Annotated in this window: 18 protein-coding genes and 1 tRNA gene; 8 read left to right on the forward strand and 11 right to left on the reverse strand. The window is 65.1% G+C overall.

The features are described from left to right. Positions 1 to 143: 143 nt before the first annotated feature. The 3 genes from rpiA to rnr all read right to left on the reverse strand — a co-directional run bounded on the left by rpiA (position 144) and on the right by rnr (position 4,297). Positions 144 to 839 carry a ribose-5-phosphate isomerase RpiA gene (gene rpiA / locus HZI36_RS19205; RefSeq protein WP_179404238.1) on the reverse strand — a complete coding sequence of 232 codons (696 nt, stop codon included), beginning with the start codon at positions 837 to 839 and terminating at the stop codon, positions 144 to 146. A 107-nt stretch (positions 840 to 946) separates the two neighbouring features. Further along, a complete protein-coding gene (rlmB, locus tag HZI36_RS19210; protein ID WP_179404239.1) occupies positions 947 to 1,690 on the reverse strand; it encodes a 23S rRNA (guanosine(2251)-2'-O)-methyltransferase RlmB in 744 nt (247 codons plus the stop codon). A gap of 144 nt (positions 1,691 to 1,834) precedes the next feature. Then, positions 1,835 to 4,297, reverse strand: coding sequence for a ribonuclease R (gene rnr, locus HZI36_RS19215; protein ID WP_179404240.1), 2,463 nt, complete (start codon positions 4,295 to 4,297; stop codon positions 1,835 to 1,837). A gap of 250 nt (positions 4,298 to 4,547) precedes the next feature. On the opposite strand from rnr, the gene HZI36_RS19220 reads away from it, so the two are divergent. After that, a tRNA-Leu gene (locus HZI36_RS19220) sits at positions 4,548 to 4,634 on the forward strand. A 183-nt stretch (positions 4,635 to 4,817) separates the two neighbouring features. Next, complete coding sequence (locus HZI36_RS19225) at positions 4,818 to 6,014, forward strand: tyrosine-type recombinase/integrase (protein ID WP_246327135.1); 1,197 nt, start codon at positions 4,818 to 4,820, stop codon at positions 6,012 to 6,014. 43 nt (positions 6,015 to 6,057) lie between these two features. On the opposite strand, the gene HZI36_RS19230 is transcribed toward HZI36_RS19225, so the two are convergent. The 5 genes from HZI36_RS19230 to HZI36_RS19250 form a co-directional block, all read right to left on the reverse strand. Then, positions 6,058 to 6,510: a hypothetical protein gene (locus HZI36_RS19230; RefSeq protein ID WP_179404242.1), complete on the reverse strand. Its 453-nt coding sequence runs from the start codon at positions 6,508 to 6,510 to the stop codon at positions 6,058 to 6,060. Positions 6,511 to 6,533: 23 nt separating this feature from the next. Further along, positions 6,534 to 6,929: a hypothetical protein gene (locus HZI36_RS19235; RefSeq protein ID WP_179404243.1), complete on the reverse strand. Its 396-nt coding sequence runs from the start codon at positions 6,927 to 6,929 to the stop codon at positions 6,534 to 6,536. A gap of 65 nt (positions 6,930 to 6,994) precedes the next feature. Further along, entirely contained in the window at positions 6,995 to 7,270 is a 276-nt protein-coding gene (locus HZI36_RS19240; protein WP_179404244.1) for a hypothetical protein, read from the reverse strand. 706 nt (positions 7,271 to 7,976) lie between these two features. Further along, entirely contained in the window at positions 7,977 to 9,227 is a 1,251-nt protein-coding gene (locus HZI36_RS19245; protein ID WP_179404245.1) for an IS256 family transposase, read from the reverse strand. A gap of 415 nt (positions 9,228 to 9,642) precedes the next feature. Continuing rightward, a complete protein-coding gene (locus tag HZI36_RS19250) occupies positions 9,643 to 11,322 on the reverse strand; it encodes a 5-guanidino-2-oxopentanoate decarboxylase (RefSeq protein ID WP_179404246.1) in 1,680 nt (559 codons plus the stop codon). Positions 11,323 to 11,558: 236 nt separating this feature from the next. On the opposite strand from HZI36_RS19250, the gene HZI36_RS19255 reads away from it, so the two are divergent. The 3 genes from HZI36_RS19255 (at position 11,559) to HZI36_RS19265 (ending at position 13,933) form a co-directional block, all read left to right on the forward strand. Next, positions 11,559 to 12,170 (forward strand): hypothetical protein, encoded by a 612-nt coding sequence (locus tag HZI36_RS19255; protein ID WP_246327136.1) that lies wholly within the window; start codon positions 11,559 to 11,561, stop codon positions 12,168 to 12,170. Between the two features lie 97 nt (positions 12,171 to 12,267). Next, positions 12,268 to 12,780 (forward strand): nucleotidyl transferase AbiEii/AbiGii toxin family protein, encoded by a 513-nt coding sequence (locus HZI36_RS27370; protein ID WP_425485263.1) that lies wholly within the window; start codon positions 12,268 to 12,270, stop codon positions 12,778 to 12,780. Next, positions 12,761 to 13,933: an alpha-hydroxy acid oxidase gene (locus tag HZI36_RS19265; protein ID WP_179404247.1), complete on the forward strand. Its 1,173-nt coding sequence runs from the start codon at positions 12,761 to 12,763 to the stop codon at positions 13,931 to 13,933. The genes HZI36_RS27370 and HZI36_RS19265 overlap by 20 nt, the downstream gene beginning before the upstream one ends. A gap of 55 nt (positions 13,934 to 13,988) precedes the next feature. Here HZI36_RS19265 and HZI36_RS19270 read toward each other — a convergent pair whose 3' ends face one another. Together HZI36_RS19270 and HZI36_RS19275 are read right to left on the reverse strand one after the other, a co-directional pair. Continuing rightward, the gene (locus HZI36_RS19270; protein ID WP_218884080.1) at positions 13,989 to 14,474 is read right to left on the reverse strand and encodes a hypothetical protein; all 486 of its coding nucleotides are present in this window, start codon (positions 14,472 to 14,474) and stop codon (positions 13,989 to 13,991) included. Between the two features lie 20 nt (positions 14,475 to 14,494). Continuing rightward, positions 14,495 to 15,328, reverse strand: a complete 834-nt coding sequence (locus tag HZI36_RS19275) for a hypothetical protein (protein ID WP_179404248.1) — start codon at positions 15,326 to 15,328, stop codon at positions 14,495 to 14,497. Between the two features lie 309 nt (positions 15,329 to 15,637). Between HZI36_RS19275 and HZI36_RS19280 the strand changes: the two genes are divergently transcribed. Together HZI36_RS19280 and HZI36_RS19285 are read left to right on the forward strand one after the other, a co-directional pair. Continuing rightward, entirely contained in the window at positions 15,638 to 16,396 is a 759-nt protein-coding gene (locus HZI36_RS19280; RefSeq protein ID WP_179404249.1) for an SDR family oxidoreductase, read from the forward strand. A 237-nt stretch (positions 16,397 to 16,633) separates the two neighbouring features. After that, positions 16,634 to 18,043 (forward strand): TIGR00366 family protein, encoded by a 1,410-nt coding sequence (locus HZI36_RS19285; RefSeq protein WP_179404250.1) that lies wholly within the window; start codon positions 16,634 to 16,636, stop codon positions 18,041 to 18,043. A gap of 49 nt (positions 18,044 to 18,092) precedes the next feature. Here HZI36_RS19285 and HZI36_RS19290 read toward each other — a convergent pair whose 3' ends face one another. Next, on the reverse strand, positions 18,093 to 19,145 hold the full coding sequence (locus HZI36_RS19290) for an RNA-guided endonuclease InsQ/TnpB family protein (protein WP_179404271.1): 1,053 nt from the start codon (positions 19,143 to 19,145) through the stop codon (positions 18,093 to 18,095). 86 nt (positions 19,146 to 19,231) lie between these two features. Here HZI36_RS19290 and HZI36_RS19295 point away from each other — a divergent pair, with 86 nt between their 5' ends. Further along, positions 19,232 to 20,650 carry a M20/M25/M40 family metallo-hydrolase gene (locus HZI36_RS19295; protein ID WP_179404251.1) on the forward strand — a complete coding sequence of 473 codons (1,419 nt, stop codon included), beginning with the start codon at positions 19,232 to 19,234 and terminating at the stop codon, positions 20,648 to 20,650. Positions 20,651 to 20,660 lie beyond the last annotated feature (10 nt).

Genomic DNA, 20,660 nt, shown 5'->3' on the forward strand with positions numbered 1-20,660 from the left:
TATCTGGTATACACCTGACAGGGTTATCCCTCTTTCGATTCAACTGACTTATAAATCTCCAAAAAAAACCCGGAAAGCGCGTGGCGCGCGTTCCGGGCCCGGGAGCGCGCGGCGTCGAATGCGCCGCGCGCTCAACCGTGCGCTCAGCTGTGCGAATACGCGATCGTCTCGACGCCGTGCTCGGTGCCGAGCAGGCACAGGTTCGCGCCGCGCGACGCGAACAGGCCGACCGTCACGACGCCCGGCCAGCCGTTGATCTGCGCCTCGAGCGCGCGCGGCTCGGTAATCCGCAAGCCCTTCACGTCGAGGATCTCGTTGCCGTTGTCGGTGATGTATGGCGCGCCGTCCTTCGTCACGCGCAGCACTGGCACGCCGCCGAGCGCGGCGATGCGCCGGCCGATCGCGGTGCGCGCCATCGGCACGACCTCGACCGGCAGCGGGAACGCGCCGAGCACCGGCACGCGCTTGCTGCCGTCGGCGATGCAGACGAACGTATCGGCGACCGACGCGACGATCTTCTCGCGCGTCAGCGCGCCGCCGCCGCCCTTGATCATCGCGCCGCTCGCGTCGATCTCGTCGGCGCCGTCGACGTAGACCTGCAGCGATTCGATCTCGTTGAGATCGAACACCGCGATGCCGTGCGCCTTCAGGCGCTCGGTCGTCGCGACCGAGCTCGATACCGCGCCGCGATAGCGCGACTTGACCGTCGCGAGCGCGTCGATGAAGCAGTTGGCGGTCGAGCCGGTGCCGACGCCGATCACCGAGCCTTCCGGCACGTGCTGGATCACGTAATCGGCGGCCGCCTGGCCGACGAGGCGTTTGAGTTCGTCTTGAGTCATGGCATTCGAAGCTGTCAGATAGCGGAAAACCGCTAGTTTACTGGAGTGGGATGGCGTGCACGCCGACGGTATAGCGCGCAAACGTGTGCAATCGTGTCAGGCGGCCCTCAGGCCTTCGCGCGCCGCTGCCGCACTGCCTCGTACAGGCACACGCCCGACGCGACCGACACGTTCAGGCTTTCGACGCTGCCCGCCATCGGGATGTTCATCACCTCGTCGCAGGTGTCGCGCGTCAGGCGCCGCATGCCCTCCCCTTCGGCGCCCATCACAATCGCGACCGGGCCGTCGAGCTTCGTCTCGTAGACGCTGGCGCGCGCGTCGTCGGACGTGCCGACGATCCACACGCCCGCTTCCTTCAGCTCGCGCAGCGCACGCGCGAGGTTCGTCACCGTGATGTACGGGACCGTGTCGGCGGCGCCGCTCGCGACCTTCGCGGCGGTCGCGTTCAGGCCGACCGCGCGGTCGCGCGGCGCGATCACCGCGTGCGCGCCGGCCGCGTCGGCCACGCGCAGGCACGCGCCGAGATTGTGCGGATCGGTGATGCCGTCGAGCACGAGCAGCAGCGCCGGCCCGTGAATCCCGTCGAGCAGTTCGGCCAGGTTCTGCGCGAGCGGAATGTCCTCGACGCGCGCGACGACGCCCTGATGGCGCTCGGTATGCGCGAGCCCCCAGAGACGCGTCTCGTCGGCCGCGATCAGCCGCACGCCCGCCTCTTTCGCGGTGTGCAGGAAATCCTGCATGCGGCGGTCGCGGCGCGTCTGGTCGTACAGCACCTCCGCAATCGTCGACGCATCGTGCCGCAAGCGCGCGGTCACCGCATGAAAACCGTAAAGAACCTTCAGACGTGACATGACTGGAACAACCTTCGATCAAACGCGGCCGCGCAACGCACGGCCGCCATCCATGGAAACGGAAAACGCCGCGCTCGACGGCCGAAGCCGGTGGCGCGGCGACGCGATACGGCGGACGGCATGCACCGTCCGCGCTCATCAATTTCAATGCTTCTTGTGCACGCGCGCCTTCTTCGTGGCCGGCTTCGGCGCCGCGCCCTTCTTCCTCGCGGCGGCGGCGCGCGCCGCGCGCGCCTCCTTGACCGCCGCGGTCGGCGCGCTCGCCGCGTGCTTGCGATGCGGCGAATCGTCGGCCGGCAGCGCGCGCACGCGCGGGCTGCCGCCGCGCTCGACGCCGCCGCCCGGCGCGGCAGCCGGATTCGCCGGACGCGGCGCCTTCACCGGCGTATCGCGCACGAGGCGGAAGTCGATCTTGCGCGCGTCGAGATCGACGCGGCTCACCTGCACGCGCACGCGGTCCGACAGCCGGTAGCGGATGCCGGTGCGCTCGCCGCGCAGCTCGTTCTTGATCTCGTCGTACTGGAAGTAGTCGGAACCGAGCTCCGTCACATGCACGAGCCCTTCGATGAACAGCGTGTCGAGCTGCACGAAGATCCCGAACGACGTGACGCCGTTCACCATCCCGCCGTACTCCTCGCCGAGCTTGTCGCGCATGAAGTAACACTTGAGCCACGCCTCGACGTCGCGCGACGCTTCGTCCGCGCGGCGCTCGTTCGCCGAGCAGTGCAGCCCGAGCTCTTCCCAGATCGCGGTGTTCGGGCGCGTGCGGCTGTGCGCTTCGTCGTCGGCCTGCTGCATCGCGCGTGCGCGCGGCGACAGCGCGGTGTTCAGGGCGACGCCGTCGGGCGCCTTCGGCGCGTACTTGCGGCCCGCGAGGATCGCGTAGATCGCACGGTGCGTGAGCAGATCCGGATAACGGCGGATCGGGCTCGTGAAGTGCGCGTACGCCTCGTACGCGAGGCCGAAGTGGCCGATATTGTCCGGGCTGTAGACCGCTTGCTGCATCGAGCGCAGCAGCATCGGCTGCAGCATCTGCGCGTCGGGCCGGTCGCGGATCTGCGCCATCAGCGCCGCGTAGTCGCTCGCGTGCGGCGAGTCGCCGCCGCCGAGCGTCAGGCCCATCCCGCGCAGGAACGCGCGCAGGTTTTCGAGCTTTTCGGCGGTCGGCCCCGCGTGCACGCGGTACAGGCCCGGATGCTTGTTGCGCTTCAGGAAGTCGGCCGCGCAGACGTTCGCGGCCAGCATGCATTCCTCGATCAGCCGGTGCGCGTCGTTGCGCTGGCGCGGCACGATCTGCTCGATCTTGCCCTGCGTGTTGCAGACGATGTAGGTCTCGGTCGTGTCGAAGTCGATCGCGCCGCGCTTCTGGCGCGCGGCGAACAGCGCCTTGTACACGCCGTACAGATTCTGCAGGTGCGGCAGCAGCTCCGCGCGGCGCGCGGCCTCGGGGCCTTTCGTGTTCGACAGCACCGCGGCGACTTCCGTATACGTGAGCCGCGCAGCCGAGTGGATCACCGCCGGGTAGAACTGGTACGCCTTGATCTCGCCGCGCGCGGTGATGACCATGTCGCACGCGAGCACGCAGCGGTCGACCTGCGGATTCAGCGAGCAGAGCCCGTTCGACAGCTTCTCCGGCAGCATCGGGATCACGCGGCGCGGGAAGTAGACCGACGTGCTGCGCTCGACCGCGTCGCCGTCGAGCCCGCTGCCGGGCTGCACGTAATGCGACACGTCCGCGATCGCGACGATCAGCCGGAAGCCGTCGCCGCGGCCGACCTTGACCGGCTCGCAGTAGACGGCGTCGTCGAAGTCGCGCGCGTCTTCGCCGTCGATCGTGACGAGCGGCACGTCGCGCAGGTCGACGCGAAAGCGCAGATCGTTCGGCAGCACCTTGTCCGGCAGCGCGGCCGCGTCGTCGAGCGCGGCCTGGCCGAATTCGTGCGGCACGCCGTACTTGCGCACCGCGATCTCGATCTCCATGCCGGGATCGTCGATGTCGCCGAGCACCTCGGTCACGCGGCCGAGCGGTTGCGAGTGGCGGCTCGGGAAGTCGGTCAGCTCGACGACGACGACCTGCCCGACCTTCGCCTTCTTCGCGTTCTGCGTGACGAGGATGTCGTGGCCGATGCGCTTGTCCTCGGGCGCGACGATCAGCGCGCCGTTCTCGTTCAGCAGGCGCCCGATCACGCGCTTGTTCGCGCGCTCGGTGACCTCGACGACGTGCCCTTCCGGCCGGCCACGGCGGTCGTAGCCGACGATTCGCGCGAGCACGCGGTCGCTGTGCATCACCTTCTGCATTTCGCCGTTCGGGAGGAACAGGTCGTCCTGGCCGTCGTCGCGGATCACGAAGCCGTAGCCGTCGCGATGGCCCTGCACGCGCCCGGCGACGAAGTTCGACGGATGCGTGAGCTGGTAGTGACCGCGCTTGTCGAGCCGGATCTGTCCGTCGCGCTCCATCGCGGCGACGCGCCGGAAGAATCCCTCGCGTTCCTGTCGCTTGATCGACAGCGCTTCGGCGATGTCGTTCGCGGCGAGCGGTGCGTCGCTCGTTCGCAGCACGCCGAGAATTTCTTCGCGGCTCGGAATGGGATACGGATATTTGCTCAAGGGCTTGTCGATGGTTGTTCTCGTTGCGTGGGCCGACGGTAAGCGGCGTCGAGCGGCATGGCCGGGTATGGCCAGGATACGGCGGATCATTCTAACATCCGCACGTGCCGGCCACGACGGTGGGCGGCCGCGAGCGTGTCGGTGGCGTGCGATGCGGTCTCTTGATACGGAGGTCATGCAAAGGTGTGTCAAAGGTGTTGACACGCGCGATCGAGTCGCTATAATTGCGGTCTTGCTTGATGCAAGACGTGCCCAGGTGGCGGAATTGGTAGACGCACTAGGTTCAGGTCCTAGCGGTGGCAACATCGTGGAGGTTCGAGTCCTCTCCTGGGCACCATTAGTTGTTCCGATGCAAGCTGAAGTAGTCCGAGAAACCCCGTAAGATCAACGTCTTACGGGGTTTTTTGTTCCCTTCAGATCCCGTACATTCCGCTGACGTCGATCCTTTTTGCGTATACTGTTGCGTATACCGGATCTTGAGGGGGCAGCCATGCCCAGACGAGCCGAACCGAAGTCGGAGTTGGCCTTTCGTACCGCCAAAGCACAAGAACGCCCCTACCTTCTTGCCGATGGTAATGGGCTCGCGTTGAGGGTCCGGCCGAATGGCACCAAGACCTGGTTGCTCCGCTATCGCCGCCCCTGCACCGGAAAGGAAAACTTCCTTAGCCTCGGCTCCTACCCCGACGTTTCCCTCGCCGACGCCCGAAAAGCGGCCGCCACCGCTCGCAACCTGATACGGGAAGGCACCGATCCAGTCGAGCATCGCAAAGCTGAATCCGCCGCGCGCAAACGTGCTGCCGAAGGCGTTTTCCATCTAGTTGCCGAGAATTGGCTCGCCTTCAAACGCAAGGAGTGGGCCGACGAGACTTACCGCAAAGCGGAATTCGTGGTTCGGCAATACCTGATTCCGCCATTACGCAACAAGCCCATCTCGACGCTCGCGACATCGGAGGTTAAACCGGTATTGGAAGGAATAGCGACGCATGCACCCAACCTCGCAACGAAGGCGCGCCAATACGTGGGCGGCATCGTCACCTACGCGATCCACCATAGCCTGAGGGAGGACGGCGTTCCTTTGTCGCTGCGCGGCGTCATACCACGACACGAGAAAGGCCACATCCCGGCGATCACGAAGCCTGCCGAAATCGTCCCGCTCGTACAGGCCATCAATACCTACAAGTCGCCGATCACCAGGGCCGCCCTGAAGCTGACCATGCTTACAGGCTTACGTCCCGGAGTAGTGGCCACTGCACCGTGGGACGAAATCGATCTTGACGCGGGTGAGTGGCATATCCCGGCCAGCCGGATGAAGATGCGTCACGACCATATCGTGCCGTTGCCTAGGCAAGCGGTCGCGTTGCTTAGCGAATTACAGTCGATCACGGGCCGTGGGCACTATGTGTTTCCGTCACCAGCCCGTCAGAAGACGCCGCATTTGCACCGAGATGCGTTAAGCAAGGCTCTACGCGACATGGGATTCCAAGGAAAGCACGCCACACATGGATTCCGCGGCATGCTGCGAACCGTTGGCAGGGAGCGGCTTGGCATCGACATCGATGTTCTCGAAGCGCAACTCGCCCACGCGAAACGAGGCGACGTGCAGAAGGCCTACGACAGAACAACGTTCGACGATGATCGTCGCCGCGTGATGCAGGTGTGGGCTGATTACATCGACGGGCTATGCAGAGCAACTCCGCCAGTTGGTGCGATCAGTTGAAAACTGCTTCGAGAAACAGATTTCTTCCTGTTTTCCCTGTTGCTCACGGGATTTCGTGATTGCGGGCATCGATTTCCAACGGTGCCGCGTCATATCCGACGGTAGCGATCTGCCGGAGGTACTCCGGAAAAAAATCCTTGATTGACCCAGCGTTCTCGTACTGGTGCACGTGTCGGAATTCGTGAGTCAGCAGCCTGCGTGTAAGACGGCCGTCAACGATAAAGATCGCGTAGCCCAATGTAAGTCCCGTGAATCCTGGCCCGAGCAGCCCAGCGTTCAGTGCGACATTCCTCAACCACGGTTCGGTAGGCAATGGGAGGCTCGGTGCGATGACAACCCGAATCTTCTCGGGTGCGAGAACACCGACGGCTCTTGCGTCAGCAATGCCGTCCGATGCTAAATATGCGCCGGTTACGAGTGCAATTCGCTCTTGCTCTTCGGCCCAGGCGATTGCGTGAGGGAGGACCTGTGGCAATATTGACGCGAGACTGGTCATTGTCATGCTCGTATTTTCCGTGGTCAGTAGTTCGGATTCGGCACGAGCCATTTCGTGTCGAAGCGATGGCCGCTCTCGATCGCCTGATCCACATAGGACTTCACGGAGTCGATCGCACGGTAGACGGCATAAGGAACCGAGTCTTCGTACGGTACGGAAGTGATATACGCTGAGATCTGGTCGGGAGTATGAGCGTGATGGCTGGTTTCGAAGCTGTACGGCCGGTCTTCGGCGACGTCGGAGCGCTCCACCTTAACGGCAAGCGGATATTCGTGGCCGGTAGTCGTGAGCAACGTCATCTTCACTTCGAACCTCAATCGGGACGACCCCACGCCAGCAAGCGTCACCAGATCGTTCTCAAGAAGCGCGAGCGCATCCGAAATTGTCGTGTCGATTCGTCCGAGTTGTATTGAAGACATTCTTTTTTCTCCGTTTCCCGCAGTGTGTAGCCTTACGCTACGTATAGCGCAATACTTTCTGCCTGTTAGATTATCGACTCTTTATCTCGGGCACCGGCCGCAGTCACGACGTCAACGACGAAAAACCAGAACACGCACCCGAGGACGAACAGCACCGCGCCGATGACGGAAACGTGGCCGATGAGGATCGTAAAAGCGATGATGCTCGGAATCATCCCTATACCGAGCGCCGCGCCGCGGTATGCGCTCGTCTTGCGCTGCTGGATCACAGTAACCGTGCGGTCAAGAAGAAGATGTCCGACGAGCGCAGGGAGTGAAAGTGAGAGCAGGCAGATCACCAACTCCCCCCCTCCAATCGCTGCGGAGTTCGTGATCGACGCAATGAGAGCCGCAGCAACGAGAAGGCTGTATAGGCACCGATCATTTTCGACCGAACCGCATGCAGTTCAACCGGCGTCTGTGCTCGAACGCGCCTCAGCACATCCTCAAGATTGCCAGGCTCGGTTGTCCCCTTGGAGCCGGTTTCGCCCATAATCGATTCCTAATCGAATTGCTACGCGGTGAGGATCAACATAGGGCGGTTGCGTTGCATGTCGTGACTAATTTCGATCCCCGCAAGGGGTTCGGCCGTCGACCACCCTGGTAGCCCCTTGGCGTGGACCGTAAGTAGGACGCGATGAGCGTCGCAAGCATCCACATTGCCATCACTCTGAGCGCGGTATCGCGGGTCTCCGAGTGGGCGAGGATCGTTGAGTCGTCTACCTCTGGCTTCGAGGGTGACCGTGCTGCCGCGCATGCGCAAAATCGCACGTGCCTTATCGTTGCGGCTGGCGATCAGCTCGTCGAGCTGTTCGGGAGACGCGTTCACCGACTCTGATCCAACGCGCATGAAAGCCGGCCCGGTGAAATGTGGTCGGTCGTCGCTCCCATACACCACGACTGCGACTACGTGACGACTGTCGACATCGAGGACGCGAGTCATGAAGGAGCGAATCGGCGGATAGCATGGGGGTGTCAGGATTTCCGTGTTCAAGGCGGGTTGAATAATCACACGGACGGGCGAACGAATCGATCCTGATAGAGGATAGCGAACTGGTTCATCGCTGCCTTCCAATCATGCGCAGCACGACTCCAGTCGGCCGTGATATTGCGCAGTGCCAGCCAGATCAACTTAGTCGCTGCGTCGTCAGTCGGGAAGTGTCCCCGGGTCTTGATGATCTTGCGCAACTGCGAGTTGATGTTCTCAATGGCATTCGTCGTGTATATAACCTTCCGAACACCCGGTGGAAACGCGAAGAACGGAATCACGCGATCCCAGGCGTTGCGCCACGATGCGCTGACCGTCGGGAATTTCTGGCCCCAAGCGCCTTCGGCAAACGCGTCCAATTCGGCCTGAGCTGCTTCCGCGCTCGGCGCGGTGTAGATTGGTTTGATTGCCGCAGCCAGCCCTCGCCGGTCTTTCCAGCTCGCGTAATCGAGGCTATTTCGGATCAGGTGGACGATGCAGGTCTGCAGCGTGGTGGCCGGGAACACGGCCGCCAGCGCCTCCGGCATACCCTTGAGGCCATCAGTCACGGCAATCAGAACATCGTGAACGCCACGCGTCTTGAGATCGTTGAATACCTTCATCCAGAACTTGGCGCCCTCGGTGTTCTCGATCCACAGCCCCAGAATATCGCGGGTCCCATCGGGCAGAACGCCCAGCGCCAGATAGACCGCCTTGTTACGTACCACGGCGTCCTCGCGGATCTTGACCCGAAGCGCGTCGAAGAACACCACCGGATACATCGGTTCGAGCGGCCTGGCCTGCCAGGCGGTGACTTCGGCCATCACCTCGTCGGTGACGGAACTGATGAAGTCGGGCGAGACCTCGGTAGCGTATTGCTCCAGCAGGAAGCCCTGGATCTCGCGCACGGTCATGCCCCGGGCATACATGGCAACGATCTTGTCGTCGAAGCCCGTGAAGCGTCGTTCGTGTTTGGGGATCAGCAGTGGCTCGAAGCTGCCGTCGCGGTCGCGAGGCACCTCGATGCGGATCGGACCGTCTTCGGTCAGGACCGTCTTGGCGCCTTTACCGTTACGCTGATTCGTGGCATTGACCGGCTTGGCGGCACCGGGTGGATAGCCGAGATGGTGGTTCATCTCGCCGCCCAGCGCTCGCTCGATCAGCGCCTTCTTGAGCGCCAGCGTCGCGGCATTGATGGCTTCGGCCGTCATCGGACCGTTGCCGAACTGTTCAAGCAGTTCGGCCGGAATCGCCGGCAGCTCTGCAGGCTTGGCTTTCGGTTTGCGGGGCATACATTCTCCTTGAGAGGATGATATGCCTTGAACACGAAATTACTGACAGGCCCATCTGAAGCAGGCGTTACCCAACGCCTACTTCGATGCACGGGGACTGATCTCGATCCGCCGGACGGTGGATCGCCTCCAGAGCATGAACTGAACCGCCGTATGCGGAACCGCACGTACGGTGGTGTGAGAGGGCTGAGGGGGTAACCCCTCACCCTACTCGATCGTGAATTGCGTGCATTGCGTGAATGCCGCAGCACGTGGGGTGAATGAACTGTAGGGACGTCAAATTCCCGCAACAAACGAAATCTCGTCATGCGCGCCATGACCTGAAGTCATGCGCCGCGCCGGTGCGAACCGCAGCCGGCCGGCATCGCCGCCGGCCGGCATCGCCGCCGGCCGGAAATATCGGATGACGAACGATTCAGGCCGGCGATTGCGCGAACCAGTCGGCTTCGCGAATCTCGATCACGGTCGGAATCGCGCGCGTCGCGGCGTCGCGCAGCGCGAGCGCGAGTTCGTTCGCGTTGGCGGCCGTTCGCGCCGCGCAGCCGAATCCGCGCGCGAGCGTGATGAAGTCCGGCGTATAAGGATCGACGCCGACCGGCACGATGTCGCGCGCGGTCATGTACTTGCGGATCTCGCCGTAGCCGAAGTTGTTCCACACGAGCACGATCACCGGCACGCGCGCTTCGACCGCGCTCGCGAGCTCGGGCAGCGTGAACTGCAGGCCGCCGTCGCCGATCAGGCAGACGACCGGGCGCGCGGGCGCGGCGAGCTTCGCGCCGATCGCGGCGGGCAATCCGTAGCCGAGCGTGCCGTAGCCGGTCGACGAGTTGAACCACGCGCGCGGCGCGGGTGCGTCGTGCGTGAAGTTGCCGACGTAGACCGGGCTCGTCGAATCGCCGGCGACGATCACGCCGGGCAGCGACTCGACGATCGTGTCGATCAGCCGCTGCTGCGCGCGCGTCGTCGCATCGCGGCCGGCCGCGATCGCGTCGCGCACCGCCGCGACGCGCGTGCCACCCCAGCTCGCGTCGCGCGGTGGCAGCGCGTACGCGTCGAGCTGTGCGAGCACGCTCGCGAGCGCCTGTTGCGAATCGCCGATCAGCGCGACGTCCGGCGGGAAGTTGCGCATCGCCTGCTGCGCGTCGATGTCGATGCGCAGCAGCGCGCCGTCGATCGCGAAGCCGCCGTCGAACACGACGTCATAGTCGGTCTCGCCGAGCTCGGTGCCGACCGCGAGCACGACGTCCGCGTCGCGCACCAGCGCGCGCGTTTCGGGCAGCGACTGCGTGGAGCCGACGAGCAGCGGATGGCCGGCCGGCAGCAGCCCCTTCGCGTTGATCGTCAGCGTGACCGGCGCATGCAGCCGCTCGGCGAGCGCGCGCAGCTCGGCGGCCGCCTGCGCGGCGCCGCCGCCCGCGAGGATCAGCGGGCGCTTCGCGGCCGCGAGCCGGCCCGCGGCCGCGGTGACGGCGGCCACGCCCGGCGACGGCCGTTCGATCGGCACGATCGGCGCATTTGCGATGCCATCCGCCGGCGCGACGATCACGTCGAGCGGAATCTCGATGTGGACCGGGCGCGGGCGCGCGCCGTCGAACACCGCGAACGCGCGCGCGAGCACCTGCGGCAGGTCGGCGGCGTCGAGCAGCGTGTGCGAGAACGCGGTGAGGCCCGCGAAGACGTCGCGCTGCGACGGCAGCTCGTGCAGGCGTCCGGCGCCGCTGCCGAGCTCGCGGCGTGCGTTCACGCTCGAGATCACGAGCATCGGGATCGAATCCGCATACGCCTGCGCCATCGCGGTCGCGATGTTCGTCATCCCGGGCCCGGTGATGATGAAGCAGACGCCGGGCTTGCCGGTCACGCGCGCGTAGCCGTCGGCCATGAAGCCCGCGCCCTGTTCGTGGCGCGGCGTCACGTGGCGCAGCGACGACGCGGCCAGCCCGCGATACAGCTCGACCGTATGCACGCCAGGAATGCCGAACACGTATTCGACGCCGTAGCGTTCGAGCAGCGCGACGAGCGCCTCGCCGCAGGTCGGGGCGGCGCTGGGCGCGGTGAGTGCCTGGTCGAGGCAAGGGGGGAGGGCCGGGGCGTTCATCGGTCGTCGAGCTCCTGAGGGTGGTGGCGAGCCCGCGCCGCGTCGCGCGGAGGCTCGTGCTGGCGGCCATTGTCGTCGTCGGTTGCGCGCGCGAACAATCGATTAGTTCTCATGGCGCGCATGATGTTTTTGCATGGGTAACGCCTCCGGCGCCGTGGCGTGGCGGCGCGGCGTCGCTCACGCGCATGGGAAGCGATCGGTGCTAGAATGCATGAAATTTCAGTGAAAAATCCATCATGCAAACTGCAGCGCAACCTTCTTCAGGGGCCTTGCGAGGTGGGGCCGCTCACCTCGCGGGAGAACTGCGCCCTGGCCGCGTATACCGGCGTGAAGACCTGGCGCGGCTGTCCACGGCGGTGGACCGTCACCTGCAAGCGTTGGTGGCCAGCGGCAAGCTGAGAAAGCTCGCGCAGGGGCTTTACCATGCGCCCAAGCAGTCCAGCTTCGGGCCGTTGCCGCCTGCCGACGATCGGGTGGTGGCCGGATTCCTGCGCGACAAGGATTTCCTGGTGTTCTCTCCGTCGGCGTACAACGCCGTGGGCCTGGGCACCACGCAGTTGTACAACCGAACCTTCGTCTACAACCGCAAGCGCCACGGCGTCTTCAAGCTCGGAAACCGTCAGTTCGATTTCCGCATGAAACCGCGCTTTCCAAAGAAGCTGACGCCCGAATTCTTGTTTGTGGATCTGCTGAACAACCTGGACGAACTGGCCGAGGATCGCGATGCGGTGCTGCGCCTGGCGCGCAGCAAGCTGTCATCCTTCGATTCCGCCCGCCTGCAGCGCGCGGCTGACAGCTACGGCAATGTGGCCACACGCAAACGCCTGCGGGAGTGGGCGGGTGGCTGATTTCCTGCACGAGCGCAAGGACTTTGACCAACTTCTGGCGGTGGTGGCCGACGAGCGCGGCCTCGAGCCCATGTTGGTCGAGAAGGACTACTGGATCATGCAATGCCTCTGGGGCTTGCAGGCTCAGGGCTTCCAGTTCGAGTTGAAGGGCGGAACATCGCTGTCGAAAGGTTTTGGCATCATCCATCGCTTCTCCGAGGACATCGACATACGCATGTCGAGAAGCTGCAGACCATCTCCACCAAGTACCGGAGACTGGCCGAGGCCGAGGCGTTTCCGGCCAACTTCCTGCGCCATTACTATGACGTGTATTGCCTGCTGGCATTGGATGAGGTCCAAACCTTCATGCGCGAGCCTGCCTATCCGGAGCGCAAGGCGCGGCGGTTTCGCACCGGTGACGAGCAAGTCATCGCTCGCAATCCGGCATTCATCCTGCCGGACGCCGATCAGCGCGAGCGCTTTGCCGACGAGTACCGCAAGACAGCCGCGTTGTACCACCAAGGTCAGCCGGACTTCGAGATTCTGCTGGAGCGGATTCACCAGCACATCGATGCGATGTAAGAACCTGATCACGTATCTTTTGAACCATCATGCAACGCAAGCTATATAGCGGCCGTGACCCGTCCCGCGCGGTCGCGATCGCCGATCTTCAGGCGATGGCGCGCCGGCGCCTGCCGCACTTCGCGCTCGAATACCTCGAATGCGGCGCCGAGGACGAGCTCAGCGTACGCGCGAATCGCGCGGCGTTCGAGTCGATCGGGCTGGTGCCGCGCACGCTGCGCGACGTATCGGCGCGAACGATCGCGACGCGGTTCAGGGGCGGCGACGCGTCGGCGCCGATCGCGGTCGGCCCGACCGGCTTCAACGGGATGCTGTGGCGCGATGCCGATATCGCGCTCGCGAGGGCGGCGGCCCGAAGCGGCGTGCCGTTCTGCGTCGCGACGCTCGCGAGCGCGAGCATCGAGCGCATCGCGGCGGCCACGCGCGACTGGCCGGATTCGCCCCGCTGGCTGCAGCTCTACCTGTTCCGCGACCGCCAGTGCACGCTCGAGCTGCTGCAACGCGCGCGGGACGCCGGGTTCTCGTCGATCGTGCTGACGACCGACGCGGTCGTGTACGGCAATCGCAACTGGGAGGCGCGCAATTACCGCGGATTCAAGCGGCCGAACTGGCGCAGCATGCTGAACGCGGCAACGTGCTGGCGCTGGCTCGCGAACGTGTATGCGCCGGGGCTGCCGCGCTTCGAGAATCTCGACGGCTTCATCGGCCAGCGCGCGACCGCGCTCGACGCGGCCGACTGGATCGAGCGGCAGATGGACACCGCGCTCACGTGGCGCGACGTCGAATGGCTGCGCGAACGCTGGGACGGCACGCTGATCGTGAAGGGCATTCTCGACGCCGACGATGCGATGCACGCGGTGCGTTGCGGCGCGGATTCGATCGTCGTGACGAACCACGGCGGCCGGCAGCTCGACGGCGCGATTCCGAGCATCGCGGCGCTGCCGGCCGTCGCCGACGCGGTCGGCGATCGCGCGGAGATTCTGCTCGATTCCGGTGTGCGGCGCGGGATGGACGCGATCAAGGCGCGGCGTCTCGGCGCGCAGGGCGTGCTGCTCGGGCGGGCGACGCTGTATGGCGTCGCGGCGGCCGGCGAGCGCGGCGCGTTGCGTGCGCTGCAGATCCTTCGGGACGAAATCGACAACGGGCTCGCGCAGCTCGGGTGCGCGGGTCTCGACCGGCTGGCGGACGTCGCGATCGCGTAGCGGCGGTGCCGGCGGGGCACCGGGCACCGTATCGATGGCGCCGCCTCACACAATCTCAGCCCGCCCGGCGAATCATCTCCGCATGCGCTCCGTTGATCGCTTCGACCGCCTGGTTGCCTGCGTGCATGTGCGAGATGTGAATCTCGCTCGACTTCGTGAAGCGGTGCGCGAGATGCACCGTGTACGAATTCGTCGCCCAGCTGACGAATCCGGTGATGTAGAGCGCGCCGTCCAGATCTCTCCATTTGACGCCGGTCACGCCCTTGCTCCACGGCAGAATGCCGCGCGCGAGCCAAACGCCGCTGTCGTCCATGTACAGCACGTAGCTGCGTTCCAGCGCTATCGTGTAGACGATCCCGCCGATCACCACGAGCGCGACGATGATCGCGGCGACGGGTGATTTTCCCCAAAGCGCGCGGGGGATGACGACAAGCATCCAGACCGCGATGAGTACCCGGCCGGCATACGCGACCCACGATTTACGCGCCAGGATCATCGGCTCCTGTCGTTGAAGCGATACGGCTTCGATGATGTCGTTCATGTCCGTTCTCCAGTTCCGGTTCAGCCTTTCGGCATCGAGGTGTTGCATGTGACGACACGGTAGTTGCCGGCGTTCGGAATCGAGTTCGCGGCGTCCTTGTCCGTTTTCCTGATCCGGAGGAGCGGCCTGTCGGGAAAGGTCAGGTGCAACGCGTATCCGACGGTATCCGACATCTTCGACAGCAATACGCGATCGTCGCGGGGCACGCCGTCGCAACGATAACTGGACGTGAAATCCAGCGCGTATGCCTGACGGACGAGAAACAGTTCAAGGCCGAAACTGTTGGCGACGAAATCGCCGGCCGAACTCAAGATAAGCAATGAAAGAATGGCGCCCAGACTGGCGACTGGAATAACCCAGCCGTTCATTGAATTGAGTTTGATCTGCTTTCGGGTGTTGAATAATGTCATTGCCACGACAAAAATAAATATTGCCGAGTACGACAGTCTGGCGATGGTGATCGCCAGTATGTAGAGTGTTCCGGTATTGATTGCCTCGCTCAGTTGCGATACGGCGAACGGGAAATATTCATTGAGCCCATAGACGGCTACGTCGTGGGAATCCTGATAAAAAAATGCTGTCGTCCCGACCAGAAACAAGCCAGCCGCGGGATTGGTTGCTATGTTCTTGACGGATTTGATTTGCAGCAGGCAAAGTGCGCAACACAGCAAGGCCGCTGCACCGGAAAACAAAATGTCATATGCGCTTGCCCAGAAATCCAATGTCCGCAGGCACATCAGCGCCACGCAGATCGCGGTAAATACGAGAGCGAGATAACTGTCCACGACGAAAGCGACGGGGTTGTCGGCCCAGTCGCGAGCAGCGCGCACATATGTTTTCCAGATGATTCGCATGCGTTGATTGCTGCGAAGCCGAAAAGTCTTATGGAGCGGACGTTGTCGGGGTGCCATGGTTCGAATCCTTTGTCTCTCGGGTTCTTTCGAGCGGGGCAGCGCTCGCTTTCGTTATTCGTCATATCTTAGCGGCGTCGCACCGATAAAAACAGACAAATTCGAATTCGGCAGGTGCCAATGGGACAACCCGTCGAAGGCAAGCGAAGGCGTTCGATGAGCGATCACCATTGACGGGCGGAGCGCCTCGACCCCGGCGTTTCCCCCATTCCGCTAGACTCGACGACTTCCGCCCGCCCTGGAGAAACAGTCATGTCCATCCCCCCAGCCGCCATCCGCGCGATCGTCACGGGCCACACACGCGGTCTCGGCGCGGCGATCGCCGCGCAACTGCTGCAACGGGACGTCGCCGTGCTCGGCTTGTCGCGCGGCGCGCATCCTTCGCTCGGCAACGAATACGCGAACCGCTTCTCCGAAGCGTCGCTCGATCTGTCGGATCCGCCGCGCGTCGAAGCGTGGCTCGCCGGCGACGCGCTGCGCCGCTTCGTCGACGGCGCGTCGTGCGTGCTACTGTTCAACAACGCGGGCACCGTCGACCCGATCGGCCCACTCGCGACGCAGGCGCCGGCGGCGGTCGCGCGCGCGGTCGCGGTCAACGTCGCGACGCCGCTGATGCTCGCGAGCGCGCTCGCGCAGGCCGTGCCGGACGCGGCAGAGTGCCGGATCGTGCACGTGTCGAGCGGCGCGGCGCGCGGCGCGTACGCGGGCTGGAGCGTCTACTGCGCGACGAAGGCCGCGCTCGACCATCACGCGCGCGCGGTCGCGCTCGACGCGAATCGCGCGCTGCGGATCTGCAGCGTCGCGCCCGGCGTCGTCAACACCGACATGCAGGCGACGATCCGCGCGAGCAGCCGCGAGCGCTTCCCGTCGATCGAGCGCTTCGAGCAGCTGAAGACGAGCGGCGCGCTGACGACGCCCGACGCGGCCGCGCGGAAGCTGATCGATTACGCGCTCTCCGACGCGTTCGGCTCGACGCCGACCGCCGACGCGCGCGACCTGCCCGCCGCGTAGCGCGAGCGCGGTCTTTCCGGCTTTTGCGGGGTTTTGCGTCCCGCCGTCCGCTTGCGCCGCCGGTCGACCTGCAAATGTACGGAATATTCCAACTTGACAGTATTTTTTGTGAATGAAAATATTCAGTCGCGCCCATGACGGGGCGCCCGGTGCGTGTCGTCGGCGCGCGGCGTTCGGTTCGAGCGCCGCGGCCGGTCGATCCGGCGTGCCGCGCGAACCTCGATCGGGATTTCATTCATGAGCCAGAAGCAAGAGTTCTCCCTGCCCGCGCCGACCGGCAGGTCGTGGCGCAGCGTCGTGAGCGGCCTCGTCTACGTGTTCGAAAACGTGATGCCCGATCCATTCACGCTCGCGATCTGGCTCACGCTGCTCGTCGGCGCCGCCGCGTTCTGCTTCGCGCCGCACGGCAGCGCGCAGACGATCCTGACGTCGTGGTTCGACGGCACGTTCAACATCGTCGGCTTCGCGCTGCAGATGATCCTGATCTTCGCGACCGGCTACGCGATCTCCGATTCGCCGCTCGCGCAGCGCGGGCTGCGCGCGCTCGCGGCCGCCGCGCACACGCCGACACGCGCGGCGCTGCTCGTCGTGCCGGTCGTCGCGATCGCGTCGTGGTTCAACTGGGGCGTCGGCCTCGTCGGCGGCGCGCTGCTCGCGCGCGCGATCGCGAAGCGCACGCGCGTCGATTTCGCGTGGCTCGTCGCCGCGTGCTACTCGGGCTGCGCGATCGTCACGAACAGCGGACTGTCGAGCTCGATCGCGCTGTCGCAGGCGTCGCACGGCAACGCGCTGAACCTCGTCGAAAAAGCCACCGGCCAGCTCTTGCCGCTGAGCCAGACGATCTTCGCGCCGTTCGTCTACGTGCCGACGATTCTCGTGACCGTGATCGTTACCGCGATCTTCATCGCGATCCATCCGAAGGCGGACAAGATGGTCTGCTTCCCGCAGACGGCCGAGCGGGGCGCCGACACTGCCGCCGCTTCCACCGACACCGCGCCGCGCGAACCCGCCGGGAACGCGTCGTCGTTCGCGGGCCGGCTCGACCGGTCGGTGCTCGGCACCGCGATCCTCGTCGGCTTCGGCGCCGCGTATCTCGGCATCCTGTGGTCGACGAAGGGCTTCAGCCTCGGGATCAACACGATGATCCTCGTGTTCATGCTGATCGGCCTGGCGCTGCAGCGCACGCCGATCGCGTACGTCGAGTCGATCCGCCGCGCGGCGGGGCAAACCGGCGCGATGCTGCTGCAGTTCCCGCTGTACGGCGGCATCATGGGGATCATGAGCGGCACCGGGCTCGCGTCGGTGATCTCGAGTGGCTTCCTGCTCGTCGCGACGTCGGCGACGCTGCCGCTGTGGAGTTACCTGAGCTCGCTCGTGATCACGCTGCTGATCCCGAGTTCCGGCGGCCACTGGGCGGTGCAGGGGCCGTTCGTGATCCCGGCCGCGCTGTCGCTGCACGCGGACATCGCACGCACGTCGATGGGCGTCGCGCTCGCGGAGAACGTGTCCGTGCTGCTGCAGCCGTTCTGGGTCGTGCCGGTCGTCGCGATCGCCGGCATCCGGATCCAGCCGGTGATGGCCTATACGACGATCGCGTTCATCGTGTCGCTCGTCGTCTACGCGGTCGCGCTCGCGCCGATCTTCTGAATGCCGCGCGGCGAGGCGCCGCTGGAGAAAACTTGACGTCCTCCGCCGCCTAAAGACGGTGGATTCCCACAACCGGCGATGCACGTCCGCATCGGAGAATGTTCACCGCAGCGTTGGTATCACGATCATGCACGACACCGCAGCCACTGCAGGCCCACTCTCTTATTCGCAGCCCCGCGATACCTTTCGGCCGCGTCGTGCTGGCTTTCGACCCGCACGCCGAACAGGACTGGGTAGAACCGCTTTCGTTCACTTCCTCGAACGTGGCCCCGTGCGCGATCGCTTTGTAGCGGAGCTTGTTGCGGAAGGACGACCAGGATGCGTCGTAGACGCTTTTCGCCAGCCTGGTCCTGGCCAGTTTCGATGCCGACACGTTGCCGACCGCGATGTAATCGAAGCGCCGCACCAGTTCGAGCGCGAGCTTGTGCTGGAAATCGGCGCGGGCATTCGCCACCCGGGCGTGCAGTTTGGCGATGTGCCGTTTGTGCTTTCGTGCCCGTTGCGCTTTCGCCAACTTCTCGGCCGCGCGCCGGCCGAACCGGTCGTTGGGCAATTTCTCGCCGGTCGAAAGTGTGGCGAAGTCTTTCAGGCCGAGGTCGATGCCGACACCGGAGCGGATCGGGCGCGCCTGAACATCGGGCATCTCGATCACGATGTTCAGAAACCAGTGGCCGCGCGCATCCCGCGCGAAATTGGTGCCGTCCTTGATTTTGCCTTCGGGAAGCGGCCGGCTGCTGAACACGCGAAAGGTGTGGCCGGCGAAGCGGAACGCGTCGCCCTCGCGCTTCAGGTCGCGGCCCTTCAGCGGCACCCAGCCAAGCGATTTCCTGCCGCGATAGCGCAGAGAAGGGCGCCGGCGCTGGCTGCGCGATTTCGCGTATTGCTCGCACGTTGCGTTGACCGTGCCGGAGTGGATACCCAGTACCTTGCTGCTGCCAGTGGTCAGCACGTTCAGGTCGAAACCCGTCGGCCACTTCTTGTTCCACTTGAGCGCGTGCTTCTGCGTGTCGTTGCAGAAATTCCAGACGTAGTTCACCGCCCGGCTTTGCTTGTTCAGCAAGCCGTTGAGCGACTTCACCCGGTAGCGATAGACAAGGATCATGCCGGTCATTCTAACGTCGGAATGCCGGCTGTCGACGGCGCTCCTTTCCTCCCCGCCATCAATGGCGGGGTCTCTCGGAGCAACAGGTGAATAGAAACCACGCGCTCGAGCGCGTTGCCGACTACTTCGACTCGGGCGCGTTTCTCGCCGAACTGAATCGCCGCGTCGCGTACCGCACCGAAAGCGAGGAGGCCGGCAGCGGCGACGCGCTCGCCGCGTATCTGGCGCACGAAGTCGCGCCGTCGCTGCGCGCGCTCGGCTTCGACGCGCGCGTCGTCGACAATCCGGTCGCCAAGCGCGGCCCGTTTCTCGTTGCGCACCGGCACGAGGGCGACGACCTGCCGACCGTGCTGACGTACGGCCACGGCGACGTCGTGCGCGGCCAGGACGGGCGCTGGCGCGACGGGCGCGATCCGTGGCGGGTGAGCGTCGACGGCGAGCGCTGGTACGGGCGCGGCACGGCCGACAACAAGGGGCAGCACACGATCAATCTCGCGGCGCTGCGCGCGGTGCTCGACGCACGCGGCGGCCGGCTCGGCTTCAACACGAAGATGATCTTCGAGATGGGCGAGGAGATGGGCTCGCCGGGGTTGCGCGAAGTGTGCGCGGCGCTGCGCGACGAGCTCGCGGCCGACGTGTTCGTCGCGTCGGACGGCCCGCGCGTGACGGCCGGCCAGCCGACCGTCTTTCTCGGCTCGCGCGGCGTCGTGTCGTTCGATCTGCACGTGAACCTGCGCGACTCCGCGCATCATTCCGGGCACTGGGGCGGCGCGCTGCGCAACCCGGGCGTGGTGCTCGCGAACGCGATCGCGAGCCTCGTCGACGGCCGCGGCCGGATCAAGGTCGCCGCGCTGCGGCCGCTGTCGCTGCCGGACGCGGTGCGGCGCGCGCTGGCCGACGTCGGCGTCGGCGGCGGGCCGGACGATCCGGATGTCGATGCCGACTACGGCGAGCCCGGCCTCACGCCGGCCGAGCGCGTGTTCGGCTGGAACACGCTCGAAGTGCTCGCGTTCGAAACGGGCAATCCGGCGAAGCCGGTCAGCGCGATTCCGGGCCGCGCGTCGGCGTCGTGCCAGCTCTGCTACGTGGTCGGCACCGACAGCGATCACGTCGAGGAGGCGCTGCGCGCGCATCTCGACCGGCACGGCTTCGAATGCGTCGACGTCGCCGTCACGCTGCGGATGGCCGCGACGCGGCTCGACAGCGGGAGCCCGTGGGTCGACTGGGCGTCGCGGTCGATCGCGCGCACGCTCGGCGCCGCGCCGGTGCTGCTGCCGAACATCGGCGGCGCGGTGCCGAACGACATTTTTTCGGATCTGCTGGGTCTGCCGACCCTGTGGGTGCCGCACTCGTATCCCGGCTGCCGTCAGCACGCGCCGGACGAACATCTGCTGGGGCCGGTCGCGCGCGAAGGATTGCGGATGATGGCGGGCCTCTTCTGGGATCTCGGCGACGCGCACGCGCTGCCGCGCGTCCCGCGTGAGTCAACAGTCAGTACAAAGTGAGTCAAAAGGA

The sequence above is a fragment of the Burkholderia guangdongensis genome (assembly GCF_013403875.1).
In the GTDB taxonomy this organism is placed as follows: Bacteria; Pseudomonadota; Gammaproteobacteria; order Burkholderiales; family Burkholderiaceae; genus Burkholderia; species Burkholderia guangdongensis.